Source organism: Nocardia sp. NPDC050378 (assembly GCF_040655675.1).
Lineage (GTDB): Bacteria > Actinomycetota > Actinomycetes > Mycobacteriales > Mycobacteriaceae > Nocardia > Nocardia coubleae.
On the sequence record NZ_JBFAKI010000009.1, the window covers coordinates 161122 to 184441 of the forward strand.

Here is a 23320-nt window from a genome sequence, read left to right on the forward strand (position 1 = left end):
GGTAGCGTGCAGGACTGTTCGACACGAAGGAAGGATCCCTCCATGTCCGCTGACGGTCCCGGCCTACCCACCGCCGCGCCGACCGAGGCCCCCACCGCTGCGTCGGAGGAGGGTTACGCGCGCGGGCTCAACCCGCGCACGATCCAGATGATCGCCATCGGCGGCGCCATCGGCACCGGCCTCTTCTACGGCTCCGGCGCGGCGATCGAACAGGCAGGCCCCTCGCTCATCCTGGCCTACCTCGTCGCCGGGCTGGCGATCTTCGTCATCATGCGCGCGCTCGGTGAGCTGCTCACCTACCGTCCGGTGTCGGGCAGCTTCGCCGAGTACGCGCACGAGTTCCTCGGCCGGTTCGCCGGATTCGCCACGGGGTGGTCCTACTGGGCGGTGTGGGTGTCGACCTGTATGGCCGAGATCACCGTCGCCGGGCACTACGTGCAGTACTGGTTCGACATTCCGCAATGGGTGACCGCGCTGGTGGTGTTGGCGGTGCTGTTCACCGCCAACCTGATCTCGGTGCGGATCTTCGGCGAGGGCGAGTTCTGGTTCTCCGCGATCAAGGTGACCGCGATCCTGGCGATGATCCTGATCGGCATCGGTGTGCTGGTGTTCGGGTTCGGGCACGCCGCCGATCCGACGGTGACGAACCTGTGGGCCGACGGCGGGGTGTTCCCGCACGGCTTCGGGCAGACCCTGCTGGTGTTGCAGATCGTCGTGTTCGCTTATGTCGGTGTCGAATTGGTCGGCGTCACGGCGGGGGAGGCCCGCGACCCGAAGACCACCTTGCGCAAGGCGATCAACACTCTGCCCTTCCGCATCGGCCTGTTCTATGTGGGCGCGCTCGTGGTGATCATGTCGGTGGCGAGCTGGCGCAGCTTCCACGCCGGGCGCAGCCCGTTCGTGGAGGTGTTCGAGCAGATCGGCATCCCCGCCGCCGCGGGCATCATCAACTTCGTGCTGCTCACCGCGGCCCTGTCGTCGTGTAACTCCGGCATCTACTCGACCGGCCGAATGCTGCGTAGTCTCGCGTTGCGCGACGAGGCGCCCGGCGGGTTCGCGAAGCTGAGCAAGCAGTCGGTGCCGTTCGCCGGTATCTGCGCCTCGGCGGCGGCGATGGTGATCGGTGTGGTGGTGAACGTGATCTCGCCGGACAAGGCTTTCGCCTACATCACCTCGGTGAGCACGGTCGGCATCATCGTGGTGTGGAGCGTGATCCTGGTGTGCCACTTGAAGTATCGCGCCAAGGTGCGCGCGGGCGAGCTGCCCGGCAGCGACTACCGCCTGCCCGGCGCGCCCGTGACCACCTGGGCGGCGCTGGGTTTCCTCGGCCTGGTCGTGATCCTACTGCTGTGGACCGACGGTGGGCGCACCGCGCTGGTCGTCGGTGCCGTGTGGGCCGCGCTGGTGTGCGTCGGCTACTACACCTTCGGCCGCAAGACAGTAGCGCACACCCACTGAGCGTCGGCCCCCGTTTGCTGGAAAGCCGCTGGCAGACAAGCGTTTTCTGTCATACCCCAGCGGTATCGTCGAAGTGTCACACAACTGGCCCGGCGAGTGTTGCCGGGCGGTGCGAGAACGGGGGCACGACATGAGTGACGACTTCCGCGGCGATCTGCGTCCACCACGCAGGCACGGAACCACCTGGCGCGAATCGGAATACCGGATCCTCGCCGACGACCTACGGGCGGGTGTCGATCTGGCCCGCACCGCGCGAACGCTCGGGCGCACGGAATCGGCGATACGCACCGCGCTCCGCAACTTCGTGCCACCCGAGGACCGGATATCCACGGCCGAGCGTGAACGTTGGGTGCGAACGCGCTTGGTCGCCGAACCCGAATGGGATTGGTGGGCGGTGGTGATCGAGCAGCACCGCCGCTCCGGCAGCCGCTTGTGGTTCACCCGCCACGAACACTGTGCCCGGATCGGCTGGCGCCGTAAGACGCCCATGCCCGCGCTCGCCCAGGAACTCGACACCTCGGAACTCTCGGCGGCCGAGTTGCTGCGCTCACTCGGCCTCGTCGAGAGCATCGAGGAAGCCGCCGATCGACTCGGCGCCACCCCGGGACACGCGCTGGCCGAACGGGTTTCGGCCCGCCGCGACCGCGCCGTCGGTGCCCGCTGGATTCTGGTGATCGACGGCGCCGCGGGCACGACCCACCCCCGCAACGCCCCGAGCCGCCGCCATATCTCCCTGCACGAGACCCGCGCCGCCGCCGAAGCCGAACGCGACCGGATCCTCGCCTGGCACCAGCGCCTCACCGCCTCGGCTCGGCGTAGCGGGCCGGCAACCGGGCAGGACAGCCCGTACACATACGGCGACACGACAGTCTTGCGTGACCATGGCGCACCCGTACCCGCAGCCGCACCCGCACCGGCGGACCGGTCGCATCGGTCGGCGCATGCGGACCCAGGCACCGCGGCTCTGCCCAGCGTCGGAGACCTCGCCGAGACGGCCCGGCCGCACCGGCAGACGCGTGCCGATGGCGACGCCGCGGCGTCGTCCGGGCCGGGCGATGCCCGCGAGGCGGTGTGGTGGACCATCGCCGAACGTGGGCTCGGTGCGAGCACCGGACCGACTCGGTGCGGTGAGTTCGCCGCGGTGGGCAGCGGTGGTGAGGTCGCCGCGGAGGCACTGGCGGTGGGCGACATCATCAGGGTGCCGGTTCCCGACGGGTACCTCCAGGACCGCATCATCGCGATCACTCGCGCGGGAGCGGGCGCGCCGGTCACCGTCGACCTCGCACCCGTCGCGAACTCGAGGATCCGTCGTGTTGTCGAGTTCGGGCCGCAGGAGCGGGTCGAGGTGGTGCGCCACACCGAGCAACGATCCGCCTGACCGCGACCACGAACCGACGCCCGCGGCGGGCGTCGACCGGACACCCTGGTATCGGCGGTGCCCGCACAACCGTCGCGTGAGCGACACCGATGACGCCTCGGCGCGGGCAGCCGTCGGCCCTGGTGCGACCGGATGTCGGTTGTCGCCCGGGCGCCCTGTCAGTCGGCGGCTGTCCGTCCGGGCATGGTGGCGGCCGCCGCGAACATGATCACCGCCATGGCGAGGATGGCGGCGAACACCAGGTGGATGCCGGAGGCGAGTTCGGTGGGGGTGGGGTGGTCGGGGTCGGTGATCCCGGTGTTGACGATGGCGCCGAACACGGCCACACCGAGCGCGCTGCCGAGGGAGCGCGCGAACATGTTGGCCGAGGTCACCACACCCCGCTCCTGCCAGGGCGCGCTGTTCTGCGCCGCGATCAGGTGGGAGAGGCGACCAGGCCCATGCCACCGCCGATCAGGAAGCACGAACCCGCGATCTGCCACGGGCTGGTCCCGGCGTCGATGAACAGTGTTGTCGCGCAACCGATGACGGCAAGCGTGCTGCCGAGCAGACCGGCGATGCGGAATCCCCAGCGCAGGTACAACCTGCCCGACAGTGTCGCCGCCAGCGGCCAGCCGAGCGTGAGTCCGCCGACGGCGAGCCCGGCGATCAGGGCGGTGGTGCCGAGGACACCCTGGGCGAAAGTCGGGACGTAGGAGGTCAATCCGAGCACCACCGCGCCGACGAGCAGCGACACCGTACTGCTGGCGATCACGATCCGGCGAGTGAAAACCCACAGCGGCAGCACCGGATTGGAGACCCGCAACTCGACGACGGCGAACACCGCGAGAACGACCGCGCTGCCCGCGAACAGGCCGATCGACACCGGTGAATCCCACGCCCACGCCTGCCCACCTTCGAGCAGCGCCAGGATCAGCGCCCCCGCGCCCAGCGTGAGCAACGCCGCGCCGAGGTAGTCGATCCGCTGACGGCTGCGCGGCGCCGATTCGGCGAAGTGCCGCACCAACATCCACGCCGCGACCGCACACAGCGGCAGGTTGATCAGGAAGATCCACCGCCAGTCCGCGTGATCGGAGAGCAGTCCACCCAGCAGCGGCCCGAGCACCGCCGACCCGGCCCACACACCCGCCATATAGCCCTGAACCCTTGCCCGTTCGGTCAGGTTGTAGAGGTCGCTCGCGATGACCATCGTCATCGGCTGGATCGCGCCGGCGCCGATGCCTTGGACGGCACGAAAGACGATGAGCGCCAGCATGTTCGACGCAAGTCCGCACAGCAGCGAGCCGACGGCGAACACCGCGATCCCGAACAGGATCACCGGCTTACGGCCCACCATGTCGGCCAGCTTGCCGTAGATCGGCACCGTGACCGCCTGCGCCAGCAGGTAGATCGAGAACAACCACGGGAACATCGCGAACCCACCGAGCGAATCGGTGATGGTGAGCACCGCCGTGGCGATGATCGTTGAGTCCAGCGCGATCAGCGAGGTCGAGAGCATGAGCGAGGCGAGTACCGCACCCCGTTCGGATCGCAACCCGACAGCCGTGTCCGCCGTATCGGTCGCCACTGCGGTCCTTTCCTCGACTAACCAGTCGATCCACGGTATCCGGCGCGCACGCGTTCGCGCGCGGGGATTTTCCGTGCCCGGCGGGCCGGGAGGGATCAGGCCGCCGCGAACTTGACGGCGATCTCGGCCGCGGTGACCTTGGCCAACTCGACGAAGAACGGCACCCGTTCGTCGATCATCAGCGTGACGGGTCCGCGCAGGCCGAGCGCGAATCGGCACCGCCGGTCGGGGTCGAGGATCGGCAGGCCGATGGTGCGGAATCCGGGATCGAGTTCGCGGTCGTTGAACGCGTAGCCGCGCTCGCGGGTGGTGACGAGTTCGGCGCGCAGTTCCTCGGGTCCGGTCACGGACCGTTCGGTGCCTTCTTCGTAGGGCAGCGAACGCAACTCGTCGTCATCGACATCGGACCAGGCGAGCAGCGCTTTGCCGAGCGCGCTGGCGTGCAGCGGCAGCCGGACACCCTGCAGCTTGTGCCCGTCGCTCTCGCGCCACCGGCTGGTGCCGAGCAGGACGGCGTGGATTCCGTGGCGGGTGGCCACCGAGCCCGTCGCCCCGGTGGTGGCGGCGAGCTGCTCGAGGCAGGGCTCGGCGAGGTAGATCTTGTGCTGGCGGTAGGCGATCTGGCCGTACTCGGCCAGGGCACCGCCCATGCGATACCGGCTGGACTCGGCGTCCTTCTCCAAGAAGCCCGCCTGCACCAGCGCGCCGAGCAACCGGTGCGTGGTGCTGACCGCGAGCCCTTGTGCGCGTGCGACTTCCGAGACGCCGCGTTCCTCGCCACCGCGGAAGCAGTCGAGTACAGACAGGGCTCGGGTGACGGTCTGCACGCTGGAGGTCTCCACGAACCGAAGGTAACACAGGCCTGTGCGGGGGCCTGTCGATGTATTCCGTTATGTGGAAAGCGATGCGACGCAGTGACCGCACAATTGCCATAAATCCGCGGATGCGCTCCTGTCAAGCTTTCCGATCCACGGAAAGGCATACCTCGTTCCGCACGATGCGCGCCCATACGCTCCGAGGGCATCGACCCCGTCCCGAACAGGAGCACCGAATGTCCCGCAGGCTGTCGGCCTTCTCGCGAATCGCCCTCGCGATCGCCCCCGTCGTCGCCCTCGTCGCGGCATGTGGCTCCGGCTCGACGCCGGAACAGGGGGCAGGAGCCCCCTACATCCTCAAGGTCACCGACCCGGGCAACAGCGGCCCGCTGGCTGTCGGCAAACGCGACGGCACCTTCGACGCGGCCCTCGCACCGCTGGGCGCCAAGATCCAATGGGTCAGTACCACACCGGGTTTCAGCTCGATGCTGAAGCTGTTCAACACCGGCGAACTCGACGTGTCCGGTGCGGCCTTCAGCCCCGTGGTCGGCGCGCTGTCCAAGGACGTCGGCGTGAAGATCGTCGCGGTGGCCGACCCGGCGGGTCAGGATCAGAGCGGAATCGTCGTCCGGCCGGAGTCGGGGATCACCTCGGTGGCCGGCCTCGCGGGCAAGCGGATCGCGGTGAACCCGGCAGGAAAGGGCGAGTACATCACGCTCAAAGCTCTTGCCCAGGCCGGTGTTCCGGCCGATCAGGTCACCCGGGTCCCGCTGCAGCAGAAGGATGCCGCCTCGGCGTTCGCGACCGGCAAGGTCGACGCGTGGGCGTCGTTCCTCGTGCCGTACCAGGAGGCCAAGGCCGCGGGCGCGGTGGAGATCACCACCGAGAAGCAGATCGGCTCCAGGGACAACTCCGTGGTGGTGTTCCGCACCGAGATCCTCGACGAGCGCCCCGACGTGGCCGCGAAGTATCTCGAAGTCCTGCAAGGTCTCACCGCGAAGCAGAAGGCCGCACCGGCCGAGTTCGAGAACGTCTTCGACAAGTCCGGTCCACGCGCGCTCACGGGTGAGCGGCTGGCCGACGCGGTCCGGGTGGGTGCGCAAGCCTCCGTGCCCCGGTTGCCCGTCGACTCCGACGCCACCGACCTGGCCGATGTGGTGAAAACCTTCGCCGACAACGGCGTCATCGACCGCCGTATCACCGCCGCCGACATCTTCTACGACCTGAAATCCAAGCTGACCCCCGAACAGCTCGCCGCGCTGAAGGACAAGTGAGGTGAGCGCCCTCGTCCTGGCCGCGCCCCGTGTCCGGCGCACCCGGGAGCGGCCACGCTGGTTGTCGCTCGGTCTGCGCGCGCTGCTACCCGTCCTCATCGTGCTCGCCTGGTGGGCAGGCTCGGCAAGCGGCGCCATCTCGCCGCGGGTGATCGCCGGACCCGGCGCCGTCTGGTCGGCGCTGGTCGAGCTGGCGGGCAGCGGTCAGCTGCTCGACTTCGCCCTCGCCTCCTTCGGCCGGGCAGCCGCCGGAGTGGCGATCGGGGTCGGGGTCGGGCTCGTGCTCGGCCTGCTGTCGGGGCTGTCCGCCCTCGGCGAGGAGTTGGTCGACTCGACCATGCAGATCGTGCGCGCGGTGCCGTTCCTGGCGCTTGTCCCGTTGTTCATCGCCTGGTTCGGCATCGACGAGCTCTACAAGGTGCTGCTGATCGCGGTGGCGACCACCGCCCCCATGTACGCCTACACCTACTTGGGCGTGCGCAATGTGGATCGGAAGATGGTCGAGGCGGCGCGCAGTTTCGGGCTCACCGGAACCAGGCTCGTCGTGGAGGTGATCGTGCCCGCCGCGCTGCCCGGCATCCTGATGGCGCTGCGGGTGTGCTTGTCGATCAGCATCACCGCGCTGATCGCCGCCGAGCAGGTCGGCACCCAGCAGGGCGTCGGCTACCTGGTGACGCTGGCCCAGGAATACAACCGCACCGACTACATGGTGCTGTGCGTGGTCCTCTACGCGCTGCTCGGTCTGGTGTTCGACGCACTCGTACGGCTCGCGGAACGATACGCGATGCCCTGGCGCAAGCAGGTGGCGATCCGATGACGACAACAGCAGCCGCCCCGATCGAGGTAGCGGCGGACCCGGTGGCGGTGTCGATCACCGGTCTGCGCAAGGCCTTCGGCGACAAGACCGTGCTCGACGGCGTCGACCTCACCATCCGCCGCGGCGAGTTCGTGGTGCTGCTCGGCCCGAGCGGCACCGGCAAGACCACGCTGCTGCGCCTGCTCACCGGGCTCGAAACACCGGACGCCGGTGAGGTTCTGGTGCCGCCGCGCCGCACGACCGTCTACCAGGAACCGCGCCTGATCCCCTCGAAGCGGGTGCTGGCCAACGTGATCGTCGGCCTGCGGCGCGGCAAGGCACAGCGCGAAGCCGGCCTGCGCGCGTTGATCGAAGTGCACCTCGACGGCAAGGCGGGGCAGTGGCCCGCCACCTTGTCCGGTGGCGAGGCGCAGCGCGCCGCCTTGGCCAGGGCCTTGGTCCGCGAACCGGAACTGCTGCTGCTCGACGAGCCGTTCGCGGCGCTGGACGCGCTGACCCGACTGCGCATGCAGGACCTGGTCGGCGATCTCGTCGCGCGTCACCGGCCCGCCGTACTCATGGTCACCCACGACGTCGACGAGGCTATCCGGCTCGCCGACCGCGTGATCATCCTCGATCGCGGCCGTTTCGCCGTCGACGAGGTCGTCGACCTACCCCACCCGCGCGATCACGCGGCACCCGAAACCCTCGGCTACCGAACGCGATTCCTCGACCGACTCGGTGTCGGACCACATGCAAGGAGCCTGTCATGACCGAAACCCTGTGGTACACCCGCTGCCCTGTGCCCACCGCGAGTGGGCTCGCGCACAGCCTCGGCTGGCTCGGTGAGACCGCCGCGAACGCGGGCCTCGAGTTCGGCGTGCTGCAGGACGCGGGCCCCGAACTCGCCGGACACCACTTCCTGCACGATCTGTCCGGCCTGATCCGCGAGGGCGGAAACGTGCCGGCCCTCGCCGCACGCGCACAGGGTTCACCGACCCGCCTGATCGGTCTCACCTGGATCGACGAGTCCCAGGCGATCCTGGTCGGCCCCGATTCGTCGGTCACCGACGCCGCCGGGCTGGCCGGGCTGCGCATCGGCGTCCCCGCCTGGGCGCAGGACCAGGCCCGCAGCTTCCCGCGAGCGATGGCGCTGCACGGTTTCGCCAACGCCCTGCGCCCGGCCGGGCTGACCCTGGCCGATGTGCGCGTCGTCGAGCTGGCGGTCGAGCGAGACCCGCAGGTGCGCACCGAGATCCAGAGCACTCGTCGCTCGACGACCTGGGGTGTGGACGAACTCCTCGACGGCAAGGTCGACGCGATCTACGTCAAGGGCGCTCGGGCCAAGGAGGTGGCGGCCGAGAACGGTCTGCGCGTGGCGGTCGACCTCGATGCCTCGGCCACCAAGCACCTACGGGTCAACAACGGCACCCCGCGCCCGATCACGGTCCACGCCGACCTGCTCGAATCCCGGCCCGAGGTCGTCGTCGGTTTCCTCGCGCAGAGCCTGCGCGCCGCCGACTGGGCCGCCGGTGACCTCGATGGCGTCCGCGCGGTGCTCCAGCGCGAAACGCTGTCCGGCCCGGCCGGTGTCGTCGCTGCCTACGGCGCCGAGTTCCACCGCGGCCTGCATCCCTCGCTCACCGACGAACGGGTGGAACTGCTCGGTGTGCAGAAGCAGTTCCTCTACACCTACGGCTTCCTGGCCGCCGATTTCGATCTCGAATCCTGGGTCGACGCTGAGCCGTTGGCCCGTGCGCGCGAGATCGTCGCTGCCGAGCGGGTGCCGGCATGACCGATTTCCTGTGGCGGCTGCCCAGCCGTGGTGACGGACGACGCGCCGCTCCGGCGCTGCGCGGGCGCGGCGGGTTCGGACCGCCGAATCCGGTCGTCGAGACCACCGATCTGCGGCCCGGTCGCTTCGGCCCGTTCGACGACCTCGCCCAGATCGTCGGCGCCGCCGAACTCACCGGCTTCGACGGCGTGCTCGCACCCTACGACCCGCTCGGCGAGGAATCCTGGATCGTGGCGGCCGCGGCCCTGCGCGCCACCCGCCACACGCGCGTCACGGTCGAATTCCAGCCCGCGTTCGGCACCCCGGTATACGCGGCCAAGGTGTCGGCGACCCTGCAGCGGCACTCGGCGGGGCGGCTGAACTGGCGGCTGGCGGTCGACACCGATGCAGCCGAGGCGCGCACGCGCGGCGACCGGGTCACCGGTGACGAGCGCTACGACCGTGCCGCGGAATTCCTCACCGTGGCGCGCGGAGTCTGGAACGAGAACGAGGTCGGCGCAGCGGGATTCGCGGGCACCGGTTTCGATTACGCGGGTCGCTACTACGACGTGGTCGACGGTGGCTTCCGTGGCATCCTGTCCGGCCTGCCGTTTCCGGCAGTGCAGCTGAGCGGGACCACACCCGCCGCGCTGGCGCTCTCCGCCGCACACGGTGATGTCCACCTGTTCACCGAACACGAGGACGGAATCACCGGCGCGGTCACCGAACTGGGGGAGCGGGCCGTCGCGGCCGGGCGCCGCGTGCGAGTCGGTCTCGAGCTGCCGATCATCGCCAGGGAGACCGAGGCCGAAGCCTGGGCCAGGGTGCGTCGTCAGTGGGCCGAACTCGACCGCCCCGAGACAGTCGCCGACCACACCCTCGGTGATGGTCGCTGGTCCGGGTTCCAGGCGTTCGGCTACGACCAGCGGATCGGCCTCGTCGGCAGCTACGAGCAGGTGGCACAACACCTCTCGGATTACGCGGCCGCGGGCGTGCAGACCTTCGTGCTGTCGGGCCACCCCGGTATCGAGGAAATCCACCGCGCGGGCGAGCATCTGCTGTTCCTCGCCGACCCGGCCACCCGCACCCTCGCTCAGGAGGTCACCACATGACCATCGACGTCTACTGGCGCATCGGCATGGAAGGCGATCACGCCTCGCTGCGGACCCCGCGCCGCTACAACCGGGGCAACGCGGGCGGCTACGGCCCGGGCAATATCGCCCCGGCCGTCCGGAACGGCGCGCTCGACGACTACACCTACCTCGATCACGTCGCCGCGGTCGCCAAGGCCACGGAATCGGCGGGGTTCCTCGGCGGCTTGCTGCCGTCGTTCCCGGTGACCGACGACCCGTGGGCCTTCGCCGCCGCGCTGGCCGCCGAGACGACCACCTACCGCTTCATGGTCGCCTTCCAGCCCGGCTTCCTGCATCCGGTACAGGCGGCGCGCATGTCGGCGAGCCTGCAACGCGCCACGGGTGGGCGGCTGGTCTACAACATCATCAGCGGCGGTGGCGGTCCGGCCCAATTGTGGTGGGGCGACAAGGTGTCCCACGACGACCGCTACGCGCGGACGAGCGAGTTCCTCGACGTGCTGCGCGGGGTCTGGGATGGTGAGCCCTTCGATCACGACGGCCGCTTCTTCCGCACCGAAGGCGCCGCATTGCCCCCTGGACTGGCCGGTCAGCCCTTCCCGGAGGTGTACTTCTCCGGTTCGTCGAGCGCCGCCGTGGCCGCCGCGGGTCGCCACGCCGACTACTACCTGTCCTGGCTCGAGCCCTACGCCGACCTGCGCGCCAAGTTCGACGGTGTCCGGCGCAATGCCGAAACCACCGGACGCACACCGAAGTTCGCCGTCCGCATCGACATCGTCGCCCGCCACACCGAGGAAGCCGCGTGGGCCGAGATCGAGCAGGGCTGGGCTTTCGTCGACCGCGACGCCGCCAACCGTGCGGCCCAGGGCGACTCGGTCGGCGCCGCCCGAATCAAGGGCTGGGTGCCCGAGAACATCACCGGCTACCGCGATCTGGAAGTCCAGCCCAATGTCTGGTGCGGTTTCAGCCTGATCCGGGGCGGCCCGGCCTTCGGCCTGGTCGGCAGCTACGAACAGGTCGCCCAGCGGCTCGACGAATTGATCGACCTCGGCGTCGACGCCTTCATCCTCGCGGGCAACCCGCACCTGGAGGAGGCCTACCGGGTCGGCGAGGAAGTTCTGCCGCTGCTCGGCCGCTCCCGGCTCACCACCCCACCCACCGACACCGTCCTGGCGACGGCCCGATAACCACAGGAGTCCCCATGACCACCACCGAAACCCTGCTGCCGGAGACCGTGACAGCCTTCGTCGCGGCGGCCACCCACGACGCCGCGACCGCCTTCCGGGTGTTCCGCGAGACCGGAACCGTCACCGGCAACGGCACCGTCAACTTCGTCGAGCGCGTGCCAGGTACCGAGATCGCCGTCGCCCTCAACGAACCCGGCCCCTGGGCCACCGACCGCACGGTCGAACCCGTTGTGGCGACCTTCGACGGAGAAGTGCTGTCCGGCAAGGGATCCGCCGGATTCGTCACCGGCTACGCGAAGGTCTTCCGCGCGCATCCGGAGATCACCTCGGTCGTACACATCCACACGCCCTGGCTGGGTGGCTGGGCCCAGACCCACCGCACCCTGCCCATCCGCTACGCCGCCTCCCAGCGGCTCACCCTGTCGCGCGAGATCCCGCCGCACATCGACCGCACCATCGGCGCGGGCGACTTCATCCTGAGCAAGCTCGAGACCGACCCGCATCTGGCGGCCATCTTCGAGGCGAACGGCGGGGCCAATGTGATCGGCCGTGCCGGTCTGCTGGAACTGGCGAAATTCGTGGTGCTGCTCGAAGAGGGTGCGCAGTATCAGGCGATCGCCGAAACCCTCGGCGGTTCGGTGGAATTCGACCCCTCGAACCTGGCGGTGCAGTGGCAGCGCAGCGGGCTCGCCGACGAAGCCCGCCGCCTCGGCCTGATCGGAGACGCGCGATGAGCATCCGGGTCGGCTACTTCCCGCACAACAACTCCCTGTTCGTCCTGCGCCACCGTGGCATTCTCGAACGGCTGCTGCCCGAGGTCGACTGGGTCGACCTGCGCGAGCTGCCCCGGCCCGCCCGGGTCGACCCGAAAACCGCACTGCCAGGAGAACATTCGGACTGGCTGTTCACCGAAGGTGGTTACGACATCATCGGCACCGGCTTCACCCCACCGCTCACCGCGCTCGCCAAATGCCGCGACATCGTCTACCTCGGCATCTCGGGCCCGCGCGTGGAGAACGGCAGGCTGGTCGCGACCGCCACGAGTGGCATCACCTCCGCCGCCGATCTGCGGGGCAAACGGGTCGGCATCGCCCACGGTTCGTGGCAGACGACGCTGCTGCTGTTCGCCCTCGACAAGGTCGGTCTGACCTGGGCGGATGTCGAGCCGGTCGACGTGGACGTGCGCGGCGGCGGTGCGGCACTGTTGGCCGGTGAGCTCGACGCCTGGGTCGGCACCTACCCCGGTCTGCACGAGATCGAGGCCGCCACCGAACTCACCACGCTGGTCGACACCGCCTCGGTCTTCAGCCATCCGTCCCTGTGGTTCACCCGCCGCGACCTGGCCGAAGATGATCCCGACACCGTGGAGGCGGTGCTGGCGGCGCTGCGGGAATCCGATGCCTGGATTGTCGAGAATCCGCGGGCCGCGGCGCAGTATTTCGTCGACGACGCACTGCGCCACGGCATCCCGGCCGATCTCGACGCGTGGGAGGCGGCACTGCGCGGGCGTCCGTTCGGCGTGCACCCGGTGAACGAGGGCTTCCTCGACGAACAGCAGCGCGCCGCCGACCTCCTCGCCGCGAACGGACTGCTCCCGCGCGCGATCAACGTGCGATCGGCAGTGCTGCCGTGGGTCGGTGAGCTGATCGGCGAACAGGCCACTTCCACGGTCTGAGCCGGCGAATCCGCGGCCCCGGACGGCCCGATTCCTGCCCGGGACCGCGCCGCACGACGTTGTGGTCGGCGCCGTGGACCCGGCCGGGTATCGCCCCGCCGGACACGCCGCTGGGGTATCACCCCCGCTGGGCACGCGGCTGGGGTATCGCCCCCGCCGAGCACGCGGCTGAGGGGTTCCGCCCGGATCAACTTCGCCGCGACCCTGTCACCCACACCGGTCCGGTGAGCAACCAGATCACCGTGATCACGCCGAGCGAACCGAAGATCCCCATCAGCTGTTCGCGCTGCTCGGCGTCGGCCACCGTGTAGCTCAGTGCCAGCGTGAGCGCCCCCGCGATGGCGGCCGCGCCGAGCCAGCGGGCGAAATCGGTCCACTCCTTGCGGGTGCGTTCGGGCCCGTATTTCGGGACCCGAACCGGTGCGGGTCCGCCGGCGAAGCGGTGGGCGAAGCGCTCGTCCAGCCACCGGATCATGCGCGGTCCGAACATCACCGTGCACCCGAGATAGATACCGGCGATCCGGTGCGCGAACGTCACTTCGCCGCCCCGGTGCAGGTCGATCGCGACGGCGACCACCAACACCACGTCCAGCGCGGGAACCAGCGCGAGGGTGACGGTGCTGGCGCGTCGCAACCGCAGCAGGTAGCGCAGGGCCAACCCGCCCACCACCAGCACCCAGAAGCCGATCTCACACCCCGCGATCGTCAGCAGTACCGGATTCGTCAGTTCGTTCATGTGCCTCAGAGTGCCGAACGGGGTGCGGCGAGCACATCCGGCTTCCGGTCGCGGGCGGGTCCGTCCTTCGGGGGACGTCTACCACCGCCCGATGTGCTGGAATGAGCAGATGCCCACCGTCCGCGCGCCCATGGACCGGCTCGTGGAAGCGTTCGACAGCGCCACCTCCGCGGCCGTCGGGGTCTTCCTCGTCGGGTTGCTGCTGTGGGGGGTCGGTGGCTGGTCCATCGTCGCCGATCGCGATCTCTATCCGCCCGCCGCGAAACTGGCCCTGCTGTTCGCCGCCCTCGCCATCCAGCTCACCGCGCAGCGCAGGCCCGCGCTCGCGTTCGGCCTGATGATCGTGTTGCTGGCGGGCGACTTCGTCTTCGGGCCCTCGCTGCCGCTGTGGATAGCGCTGACCGACGTGATCTTCCTGGCGGTGAGCAAGGGGTCGGCCCGCCTGTCGGTGGTGGTCGGCTGGTTCGCGTTCCTGGTGACCGTCGGCGGAGCGTTGCTCGCGTTGGCCCTGCTCGGAGTGCGTGCCGCGCTCTACGCCGGTCTGATCGGAGTAGCGCTCACCTGGTCGCCCCTCGGCTACGGCCGGGCCGTGCGTGCCTCCCGGCGGATGGTCGACGCCGAACGCGACGCGGGTCGCGCCGAACTCGCCGCGCGCGACGCCGAACGATCCGCCGCCATCGGGGAGGAGCGCAGGCGCCTGGCCCGCGACCTGCACGACGCGGTCGCCGGTCACGTCTCGGCCGTCGCCATCCTGGCCGAGGTCGCGCAGCGCGACCCGGGCAATATCGGTGTGCTGCAAACGATCCGGTCGAGCAGCCTGGCCGCCATGGAGGAGATGCGGACCACGATCGAACTGCTCACCGGACCCGACGACAGTGCCGTCACGACCCGGCTGGCCTCGCTGGACGGCCTGATCGAGGCGGCCGAGGCGGCGGGCGGGTCGGTATCGCTGCGGCGGCCCGCCGATCTGTCGATGCCGCTGGCTGTCGAGGCCGTGGTCACCCGGATCCTCGGTGAGACCATCACCAACGCGACCAAACACGCACCGGGCGCACCCTTGGACATCGAGCTGCGCCGGGAGGGCGCGGGGTTGGTGGTCGAGGCGAGCAATCCCCTCGGTTCCGAGGTGGCGACAGGCCACGGAAACGGGTTGCGCAACATGATGTTCCGCGCCGAATCGTTGGACGGCACCGCGACGGCGGGCGCCCGCGACGGCCGATGGCACGTTCGGGTCCGGATTCCCCTGGAGGCCAGATGACGGTGACCGTGCTGGTGGCCGACGATCACGCCGCGATCCGCGCGGGCCTGAAGATGTTGCTCGAGGCCACCGGGGAGGTGCGGGTGATCGGGGAAGCGGCCGACGGTGCCGCGGCTGTCCGCCAGGCCAAAGCGCTGAGCCCCGACGTCGTCCTGATGGACGTGCGCATGCCCCGCGTCGACGGCCTGGCGGCCACGGCGGCCGTCGTCGCGGAGACCAGCGCGAAAGTCCTGGTCCTCACCACGTTCGCCATCGACGACTACGTGCTCGGCGCGCTGGCGGCAGGCGCGAGCGGGTTCCTGCTGAAATCGGTGGGCGGTGACGACCTGGTCCGCGCCGTCCGGGCGGTCGCCGACGGTGACGCGGTGCTCGACCCGAAGGTGACCCGCGCGGTGATCGCCGCCCTCCCACGCACGGAGGAAACCGCCCCGCCCGACCTCTCGGCCCTCACCGACCGCGAACGGCAGGTGCTGGCCGGGCTCGGCGCCGGCCTGTCCAATATGCAGATCGGCACCCGCCTGCGAATCGGTGAGGCGACGGTGAAAACGCACGTCTCGCGGGTGCTGAGCAAGCTCGGCGTGCAGTCACGCGTGCAGGCCGCTGTCATCGCGGCACAGGTCGGTCTCGAATTTCCGTGACGCCAATTCGTGCCGTTTGAAACGGGCACGCCGGTTCAATACCCATGTCAGGGCGCGGAGGTGGCCTGCGGAGTGTCGTGCACGCCACCCGACCCGCCTGAGGTTGAATATTCAATAGATCTGGCTCTACCGCGTCACGCGTTCTCGACATCGGCGTCACAACGAACAACCGACGAAGGAGCAACGATCGTGAGCATGATCCTGGCCGCTGTGCACGACACTTATGGCATCGTTCTCGCGCAGGTGGGCAACCCGACGCCGGAGGCGCCGCCCATGGCCGACAAGGTGCTGCAGCTCGGCCGGTACTTCACCTGGATGATCCTGCTGTCCGGCGTCACCGCCATCACCTACGGCGGCGGCCGCTTCGCGTGGGAGAAGTGGAACGGCGGCGGCCTGCAGTCACCCAAGATGATCGCCAGCGCGATGGCGGGCGGCGCGGTCGCCACCAGCGCGGGCACCATCATGAACGCGGTCATCGGAGCCTGACACAGCTGCGAAGGTCGGAAGCCTCTGTTTCCGGAGAAGAGACCGACCTGCTGATTCAGGGCCGGAAGAGTCGCTCGTTCGGAGCGAGCGGGCGCAGAGTCTTCGATACCTGGGCGACCAGCTGCCACGGCCGGTCGGTGTCGGTGGAGGCTTTGCCACTGGTGAGAATCGCGCCGGACAGGCCGCGATCGGGGTCTGCCCACCCGTACTGGGTGGTCAGCCCGCTGCGGCCGAAATGATGGGTGGTGTCCGGCCCGAATTTGGAACGGCGAGCGCCCAATTCGAAACCGGCCCGGCTCACCCGGCCCGCGAGACCCGGCATCCGGTCGGCCGGCCCGATCGCGGTGCGCACGGTGTCGGGATCCATGATCCGCACACCGTCCAATTCGCCGCCGCGAGCGAGGATCTCGTAGAACCGTGACAGCTCGTACGCGGTGGTCACGAGATTGCCCGACGGCAGTTCGGCGGTGAGGAAGGCGTCGTTGGTCGCCTTGGACGCCTTGTCCATCCGCCCGCCGACCGCTTTGTTCGTCAGGAACAGCATCAGCCGGGACGGCGGGGGACCGGTTTTCACGCTCGGCACCACCTTGTCGACATCGGCCGGGTCGACGCCGAAGTTGTTCCACCGGAAACCCAGCGGTTCGAGCACCTGCTCGGCGAGATGCTCGCCCATCCGCTTGCCCGTCGCCCGCTGCACGAGCAACCGCTGGACGAGTCCGCTGGTCAGCGCGTGGTAGACACGGAAGCGCCGCGGCGGCCAGCTGGGAACCAGCGCGGTGAGTGCCTCGAGCGCGAGATCCTCGTCGATCACCAGCTCGGCCCCCTGGTACGGCGGGGTGATGAACGGGATACCCGCCGAATGCGAGAGCACGTCACCGATGGTGATCGCACCCTTGCGGTGCGCGGCGAACTCCGGGATGTAGTCGCACACCGCGTCGTCCGCCGCGAACGCACCTTGCTCGATGAGCATCGACATGACCGTCGCGGCCACACCCTTGGCGGTCGAGAAGCCACAGAACGGGGTCTCGGGGGTGACGAGGATCTTCTCCGCGTCCGGCTGGTCTCGCGGGGTATTGCCCCAGCCGTGCCCGATGGCCCGATTCAGCACGACCTTGCCGTTGCGGCGTAGACACACCTGGATCGCCGGGGTGGTCCCCATCGAATACCAGGACCGCACCGACGACCACAGTGCCTCGACATCGGCCCGCGAGGACCCCGCGTCGGCCGGATCGTCCTCGTGCCCGACCGTCGTCACCGAGTCCAGATCATCGGCAACCTGCACCAATGTGCCAGCGAGTGCGCTCATCGGGCCAGCCTACCGACACCGGCTGCGCGGTTTCCCGACGTCCGGTCGGCTGACACCACCCGCGGTGAGCGGGCAGCGTCGGCCGAGGAGTTGTCAGGCGACCGCATCGGCCGGCTGTGGGTCCGAGGCGGGAGTCCGGCCCGCCGCTGTGACCGCCCGACGGGCGTAGGCGCGGACGTCGGCATCAGGGTCGGTGACCGCCGACTCTAGGGCGTCGAGCGCAGTACTACTGTCCGGCCACGTGGACAGTGACAGGACCGCTGTCTTGCGGACATCGAGGTGGCGATCGGACAACGTCGTGCGCAGCGGTTCCACCGCCAGGTCCGGGCTCGCACCCGCCAAGCCCTTGGCCGCACCGACGCGCACCTGCCAGGCCGAGTGGCCCAGAGCCGCGACGAGTTCGGTGATGTCGTCGGTGCCGAGCGCGGCGTAGGCGGTGAGCGCTGCGGCACGGACCAGGGGGTCGGGGTCGGCGACCAATATCCGGATCACCTCGTGTCCACCCGTGCCGATCGATGCCAGCCCTTGGGCGACCGCGATACGCACCTCCCGATTGGCGTCACCGGCGATCGAGGCCACGGCTTCGGCATCGTCGAGCGAGACCAGCGCCCGCACCGCCTCGATCCGCACCCGATGATGCGAGTCACCCAGTGCCGCACGAAATTCCGGCGCCGTGCCCGCCCGCAACGCGCGCAGCAGATCGATGACCGTGGCGCGGACCAGTGGATCCGGGGAGCCGAGGTACCGCGCCAGCGCACCGGGCCCCGGTAACACCTCCACCAGCTCCCGCAGGCTCTCGGTGGCGGCCCGACGCACCGAGGCACTCTCGTCACCGAGCGCACGCACCAGCTCGTCGGCGAAACCGTCGGGGGTGTTCTCGGTGAGCACCGAAAGCGCCGCCACCCGGACGACCGGATCAGGATCGGTCAGGTAGCTCGAAACATCGTCGAGTACAGGCGAATCCAGCGCGAGCAGGCCGACCAGCCGGGGCGAGGACGGCGACACCGGCGCGGCTTCGGCGCGGACAGGCGCCGCACGCTGAGGTGCCCGGGTGCCGACCAGCTCCGGCTGGGCGATCACCTCGACGATCGGCTCGGCCGACGGCACGTCGTCGAGGCCGGGCACCGGCACCAGATAGGGCGCCACCGACCGTTTGACGAACTCCATCTCCCCATCGGCGGTCTTGCGCAGATTCAGGTGGAAATTCCACGACTCGTCGTCGCGGTCGGGCAGGTCGGCGCGATCGTGGTAGAGCCCCCACCGCGATTCGGTGCGCGTCAGCGAACTGCGCGAGGCCATCTCGGCGCAGTCCCGGATGAACTGCACCTCCACCGCGCGCATCAGCTCGTGCGGTGTGGTCGCACCGATCCCGTCGACCTCGGCGCGCATCCGCTCGAAGGTCTCCACCGCGATCGACAGTTTCGCCGCCGTCTTCGGCGGCGCCACATAGTCGTTCACGAACCGGCGCAGCTTGTATTCGACCTGGGTCTGCGGCGGACCCTCGGGCTGCCGCAGCGGACGGTAGATCAGTTCGTGTGCCTCGGCGAGCTGATCGGCGGGCAGCGAACCCGGCGCCTCGACCTCGGCCAGCGTCGACGCCGCGTGCGCACCCGCGAGGTCGCCGTAGACGAACGCGCCGATCATGTAGTTGTGCGGCACGCACGCCAGGTCACCTGCCGCGTACAACCCGGGCACCGTGGTGCGCGCGTTCTCGTCCACCCACACACCCGAGGCCGAATGCCCACTGCACAAACCGATCTCGGAGATGTGCATCTCGATGTCGTGGGTGCGGTAGTCGTGACCGCGGTTGGCGTGGAACGTCCCGCGAGTCGGGCGTTCGGTCGTGTGCAGGATCGATTCGAGGGTGGACAGCGTCTCGTCGGGCAGATGCGACACCTTGAGATAGATGGGACCGCGCGCGGATTCGATCTCCTGCTTCACCTCGGCCATCATCTGGCCCGACCAGTAGTCCGAATCCACGAACCGTTCACCCTCGGCATTGACCTGATAGCCGCCGAACGGGTTGGCCACATACGCGCAGGCCGGGCCGTTGTAATCCTTGATCAGCGGGTTGATCTGAAAGCACTCGATGCCCGAGAGTTCGGCGCCTGCGTGATAGGCCATCGAGTACCCGTCACCGGCGTTGGTCGGGTTCTCGTAGGTGCCGTAGAGGTACCCCGAGGCGGGCAGCCCGAGCCTGCCGCACGGACCCGTCGCCAGGATCACCGCTTTCGCGGCCACCTCGACGAATTCTCCGGTGCGCGTGTTCAACGCGGCAGCACCGACCGCACGGCCCTCGGCGGTGAGCACCCGCACCGGCATGAGCCGGTTCTCGATCCGGATCCGCTCGCGCATCGTGCGCTGACGCAGCACCCGGTACAGTGCCTTCTTCACGTCCTTGCCCTCGGGCATCGGCAGCACATACGAGCCCGAGCGGTGCACCCGGCGCACCGCGTACTCGCCGTACTCGTCCTTCTCGAACTTCACCCCGTAGCGTTCGAGTCGCTGCACCATGGCGAAACCTCTTGTCGCCGTTTGGTACACGGTGCGCTGGTCGACGATGCCATCGTTGGCGCGGGTGATCTCGGCGACATAGTCCTCCGGTTCGGCCTTGCCGGGGATGACGGCGTTGTTCACACCGTCCATTCCCATGGCCAGCGCACCGGAGTGGCGCACATGCGCCTTCTCGAGCAGCAGCACGTTCGCCCCGGCCTCGGCGGCGGTGAGCGCGGCCATCGTGCCCGCCGTTCCGCCGCCGATCACGAGCACATCGCAGTCGAGGCGGACGCGGTCGTCCAGATCGGGAATGTTCACAGCGACTCCAGGATTCGGGCCCGCAGCGCGCTCCGGTCGACCGGTTCGCGCGGGTCGGGCACCTCGACGACCGCGTGCAGCGTGCCGGCGCCGAGCACGGCGATCCGGTCGCCGAGCCGCAGCGCTTCGTCGAGGTCGTGGGTGACGAAAACGATGGTGGTGGGGTGTGCGCGCCAGGTGTCGACGAGCAGGCGCTGCATCTCGGTGCGGGTCTGGCTGTCGAGCGCGCCGAAGGGTTCGTCCATCAGCACCGCGCGCGGCGAACCGGCCAGGCTGCGGGCGAGTTGCACCCGCTGGCGCATTCCGCCCGACAGATCGCGAGGCAGGTAGTCGGCGTATCCGGTGAGGCCGACCTCGCCGAGCCAGCGCAGCGCCTGTTCCCGGCGCTCCGCTCGCGCGACACCGCGAAGACGCAGCGCCAGTTCGACATTGGCGCGAGCCGTGCGCCACGGCAGCAGCGCGTCGTCCTGGAACACCAGTGCCCGATCCGCCGACGGCCGGGTGACGACATCACCGTCGGCTCGGATCGTCCCACCGCTCGGCTCGCGCAGTCCGGCGATCGCACGCAACAGGGTGGACTTGCCGCAGCCGGACTTGCCGACCAGGACGAGGATCTCCCCGGCACCGATCGACAGATCCAGGTCACGGACAACGGTTCTGGTGCCGTAGCCGACGCGCACCGATTCCAGATCGAGGCGCATGCCGGTCGAGACGGCGGTGGCGATGGTCATGACGCGACCTCTCTCGGCAGCCAGCGGGTGGCCCGCCGACCGGCCAGTTCGACGATTCCGGAGGTGAGGAAACCGAGCACGCCGATGGTGATCATGCCGACGAACACGGCCGGGTAGTCCACGATGGTGTAGGACTGCCAGGTGCGGTAGCCGATCCCGAGGCGACCGGAGATCATCTCCGCGGAGATGAGGCAGATCCAGGCCACCCCCATGCCCACCGACAACCCGCTGAACACCCCGGGCAGGATCCCGGGCACCACCACCCTGGTGAGCACCTCACGTCGCGACGCACCGAGGGTGCGGACGGCGTCCTCCCAGATGGTCGGCAGCGCGCGCGTCGCGTGCCGGGTGCTCACCAGCACGGGAAACAGCGAGGCGGTGAAGGTGATGAAGACGATGCCCGACTCGTCGCTGGGGAACAGCAGGATCGCCACCGGGACCAGCGCGATCGCCGGAATCGGGCGGACCAGTTCGGCCAGCGGACCGAACACATCCGCCAGCAATCGCGACCGGCCGAGTCCGATGCCCGCCAGCACCCCGACGACCGCTGCCAGCCCGAACCCGGTGACGATCCGGATCAGCGACTGCGCCACATCCAGGTAGTACTGTCCGCTGCCCAGGTGCTCCCCGAATTCGGCGACGATCTCGGTCACCGTCGGCAGGGTGTCGAACCGTAGTCCGGCCCGCACATCGTTGGCGGTGAGCACCTGCCACAGCCCGATCGCCGCCACCACGGACCCGACCCGGATCAACCGCGACGTCCACCCCGAGGAGCCGGCGGTGGTTGCGTCGCTTCCAGTGGTGGACAGTGCGCCGACCGGCGTTTCCGGAGACGCGGGAGCTGTCGCGGCCTCGACTGTCGGGGTGGTTGCCGCGGCAGCGCGGGCGGTGGGGGTCATCCGCGGACCTCCGTGACCGCCCGGTCGTAGGTGACAGCGGTGGCCGACGGGTGGGTGCTCCGGTATCGGTCGGCTGCGGCCTGCGTGGTGAACGGCAGGTACCGGGTGCCGTCACGCAACCAGATCGCCTTGTCCGCGAACCAGCGGGTGCCGAGCTCCGCATCGGGAACGTAGGCCGCGCGAACGGTCTTGCCCTGCGCCTGGGCGGCCTGCACCGCCCGCAGCAGGCATTCGGGGTTCGCGGCGGGCTGCGGTTTGTCGGCGCCCTCGACCCACACCTCACCGGCCAGTGCTGGAGCAGTCACGGGCACAGCGCACACCGGGTCGGTGCCGGTGACCTTGCTGGGGTTCGTCGACTCGGCCAGGGTCGCTTCGTAATCGCGGCCGGTCTCGGCGAACGCCTGCCGCAGCGGCCCGTCCTCGACGAACGCGTCGATATCGAGGTCGGCGAAGTCACCGATCGACTTCAGATAGTTCACATCGCCTTTGAACGCCTCGATCAGCTTCGCCTTGAGAGTGGTGTCGAAGCTGGTGCCGCCCGGACCGTTGTAGAGGTATACGACTTCCTGCGGCAGACCTGAGCCTTCGGCAACGAGCGCGGCTGCCTCGAACGGCTTTTCGTTGAGGAAGGCAGTCGCGTCCAGTTGTGCGGCCAGGAACGCCTGCAGTACCTCGGGGTGCTCGGCCGCATACGCCCGCCGGGCCACCACCCCGTGGAAGGTCGGCACATTCAGCTCGGCACCGTCGTAGAGCAGCTTGGCCTTGTTCTGCTGCACCAGCAGACCCGGCCAGGCCACGAACTGCGACAGCGCGCTCACCTGATGCGATTCCAGTGCCGTCGCCCCGACCTGGGGTTGCTGGTTGAGCACCTCCACCCCCTTCGCCGGATCGATTCCCGCCCGGCTCAGCGCCTGCACGAGGGTGCCGTGGCCCGCCGAACCCACACTGGCCGAGATCTTCTGCCCGGCCAGGTCGGTCAGCGACCGCGCGGGCGAATCCTGAGGCACCACAACCATGTTCAGCGCACCCTTGGGGTTGTAGCCGGTGATCGACACCAGCTCGGTGCGGGAACGCTCGGCGGCCTGGGTGCGTGAACCGTTGATCAGCAAGGGGTAGTCGCCCATCGACCCGATATCGATCTTCTCCGCCACCATCTGGGCGGTGATCGGCGCACCGGTGTCGTAGTCCTGCCACTCCACCTGATACTTCGCGCCGCCCGCCTCGGTGATGCGCTGCAGCCGCTGTTCCAGGTAACCCTGCGCGCGCAGCAGCGTGCCCGCGGTGACGGTGTTGATGGTCTTGGACTGATAGCCGATGACGACCTTGACGGTGCCGGCCGGTGCGGCCGTCGAACTTTCCAGTGAGCACCCGGCCGCGGCGAGGGCGACGGCGAGGGCGACGGGCAGCAAACGAGTGATCTTCATGCGTGGGGTTCCC

Annotated in this window: 20 protein-coding genes and 1 pseudogene; 13 read left to right on the plus strand and 8 right to left on the minus strand. The window is 69.3% G+C overall.

What is annotated here, in order from left to right; all coding sequences use genetic code 11:
* Positions 1-42: 42 nt before the first annotated feature.
* Complete coding sequence (locus AB0I35_RS21070; protein WP_357397820.1) at positions 43-1458, plus strand: amino acid permease; 1416 nt, start codon at positions 43-45, stop codon at positions 1456-1458.
* A gap of 130 nt (positions 1459-1588) precedes the next feature.
* Positions 1589-2836, plus strand: a complete 1248-nt coding sequence (locus tag AB0I35_RS21075; RefSeq protein ID WP_357397822.1) for a hypothetical protein — start codon at positions 1589-1591, stop codon at positions 2834-2836.
* 158 nt (positions 2837-2994) lie between these two features.
* On the opposite strand, the pseudogene AB0I35_RS21080 reads toward AB0I35_RS21075, so the two are convergent.
* A pseudogene (locus AB0I35_RS21080) lies at positions 2995-4403 on the minus strand (MFS transporter).
* A gap of 95 nt (positions 4404-4498) precedes the next feature.
* Positions 4499-5245 (minus strand): IclR family transcriptional regulator, encoded by a 747-nt coding sequence (locus AB0I35_RS21085; protein WP_357397823.1) that lies wholly within the window; start codon positions 5243-5245, stop codon positions 4499-4501.
* Positions 5246-5454: 209 nt separating this feature from the next.
* On the opposite strand from AB0I35_RS21085, the gene AB0I35_RS21090 reads away from it, so the two are divergent.
* Genes AB0I35_RS21090 through AB0I35_RS21125 form a run of 8 tightly spaced genes read left to right on the plus strand, consistent with a single transcriptional unit; the run spans position 5455 to position 13015 of the window.
* The gene (locus AB0I35_RS21090; RefSeq protein ID WP_357397824.1) at positions 5455-6492 is read left to right on the plus strand and encodes an NrtA/SsuA/CpmA family ABC transporter substrate-binding protein; all 1038 of its coding nucleotides are present in this window, start codon (positions 5455-5457) and stop codon (positions 6490-6492) included.
* Position 6493: 1 nt separating this feature from the next.
* Positions 6494-7309, plus strand: coding sequence for an ABC transporter permease (locus tag AB0I35_RS21095; RefSeq protein WP_357397826.1), 816 nt, complete (start codon positions 6494-6496; stop codon positions 7307-7309).
* Complete coding sequence (locus AB0I35_RS21100; RefSeq protein ID WP_357397827.1) at positions 7306-8061, plus strand: ATP-binding cassette domain-containing protein; 756 nt, start codon at positions 7306-7308, stop codon at positions 8059-8061. The genes AB0I35_RS21095 and AB0I35_RS21100 overlap by 4 nt, the downstream gene beginning before the upstream one ends.
* A complete protein-coding gene (locus AB0I35_RS21105) occupies positions 8058-9083 on the plus strand; it encodes an ABC transporter substrate-binding protein (protein ID WP_357397829.1) in 1026 nt (341 codons plus the stop codon). Before AB0I35_RS21100 ends, AB0I35_RS21105 begins: the two co-directional genes overlap by 4 nt.
* The gene (locus tag AB0I35_RS21110; protein WP_357397830.1) at positions 9080-10174 is read left to right on the plus strand and encodes an LLM class flavin-dependent oxidoreductase; all 1095 of its coding nucleotides are present in this window, start codon (positions 9080-9082) and stop codon (positions 10172-10174) included. The genes AB0I35_RS21105 and AB0I35_RS21110 overlap by 4 nt, the downstream gene beginning before the upstream one ends.
* The gene (locus AB0I35_RS21115; protein WP_357397832.1) at positions 10171-11340 is read left to right on the plus strand and encodes an LLM class flavin-dependent oxidoreductase; all 1170 of its coding nucleotides are present in this window, start codon (positions 10171-10173) and stop codon (positions 11338-11340) included. Before AB0I35_RS21110 ends, AB0I35_RS21115 begins: the two co-directional genes overlap by 4 nt.
* 14 nt (positions 11341-11354) lie before the next feature.
* Complete coding sequence (locus AB0I35_RS21120) at positions 11355-12074, plus strand: class II aldolase/adducin family protein (RefSeq protein ID WP_357397833.1); 720 nt, start codon at positions 11355-11357, stop codon at positions 12072-12074.
* Positions 12071-13015 (plus strand): ABC transporter substrate-binding protein, encoded by a 945-nt coding sequence (locus AB0I35_RS21125; protein WP_357397835.1) that lies wholly within the window; start codon positions 12071-12073, stop codon positions 13013-13015. The genes AB0I35_RS21120 and AB0I35_RS21125 overlap by 4 nt, the downstream gene beginning before the upstream one ends.
* A 187-nt stretch (positions 13016-13202) precedes the next feature.
* Here AB0I35_RS21125 and AB0I35_RS21130 read toward each other — a convergent pair whose 3' ends face one another.
* Entirely contained in the window at positions 13203-13751 is a 549-nt protein-coding gene (locus AB0I35_RS21130) for a hypothetical protein (RefSeq protein ID WP_357397836.1), read from the minus strand.
* A gap of 109 nt (positions 13752-13860) precedes the next feature.
* Between AB0I35_RS21130 and AB0I35_RS21135 the strand changes: the two genes are divergently transcribed.
* The 3 genes from AB0I35_RS21135 (at position 13861) to AB0I35_RS21145 (ending at position 16133) form a co-directional block, all read left to right on the plus strand.
* Positions 13861-15009, plus strand: coding sequence for a histidine kinase (locus AB0I35_RS21135; protein WP_357397838.1), 1149 nt, complete (start codon positions 13861-13863; stop codon positions 15007-15009).
* Complete coding sequence (locus tag AB0I35_RS21140; RefSeq protein ID WP_357397840.1) at positions 15006-15647, plus strand: response regulator transcription factor; 642 nt, start codon at positions 15006-15008, stop codon at positions 15645-15647. The genes AB0I35_RS21135 and AB0I35_RS21140 overlap by 4 nt, the downstream gene beginning before the upstream one ends.
* A 195-nt stretch (positions 15648-15842) precedes the next feature.
* Positions 15843-16133, plus strand: coding sequence for a hypothetical protein (locus AB0I35_RS21145; RefSeq protein ID WP_174550258.1), 291 nt, complete (start codon positions 15843-15845; stop codon positions 16131-16133).
* Positions 16134-16188: 55 nt separating this feature from the next.
* Here the strand turns inward: AB0I35_RS21145 and AB0I35_RS21150 are convergent, their stop codons facing one another.
* The 5 genes from AB0I35_RS21150 to AB0I35_RS21170 form a co-directional block, all read right to left on the minus strand.
* Complete coding sequence (locus tag AB0I35_RS21150; protein WP_357397841.1) at positions 16189-17439, minus strand: serine hydrolase; 1251 nt, start codon at positions 17437-17439, stop codon at positions 16189-16191.
* Between the two features lie 93 nt (positions 17440-17532).
* A complete protein-coding gene (locus AB0I35_RS21155; RefSeq protein ID WP_357397843.1) occupies positions 17533-20253 on the minus strand; it encodes a fumarate reductase/succinate dehydrogenase flavoprotein subunit in 2721 nt (906 codons plus the stop codon).
* Positions 20250-20984 (minus strand): ABC transporter ATP-binding protein, encoded by a 735-nt coding sequence (locus AB0I35_RS21160; protein ID WP_357397844.1) that lies wholly within the window; start codon positions 20982-20984, stop codon positions 20250-20252. Before AB0I35_RS21160 ends, AB0I35_RS21155 begins: the two co-directional genes overlap by 4 nt.
* Positions 20981-21883, minus strand: a complete 903-nt coding sequence (locus AB0I35_RS21165) for an ABC transporter permease (RefSeq protein ID WP_357397845.1) — start codon at positions 21881-21883, stop codon at positions 20981-20983. Before AB0I35_RS21165 ends, AB0I35_RS21160 begins: the two co-directional genes overlap by 4 nt.
* Complete coding sequence (locus tag AB0I35_RS21170) at positions 21880-23307, minus strand: ABC transporter substrate-binding protein (protein WP_357397846.1); 1428 nt, start codon at positions 23305-23307, stop codon at positions 21880-21882. The genes AB0I35_RS21165 and AB0I35_RS21170 overlap by 4 nt, the downstream gene beginning before the upstream one ends.
* Between the last annotated feature and the right edge of the window lie 13 nt (positions 23308-23320).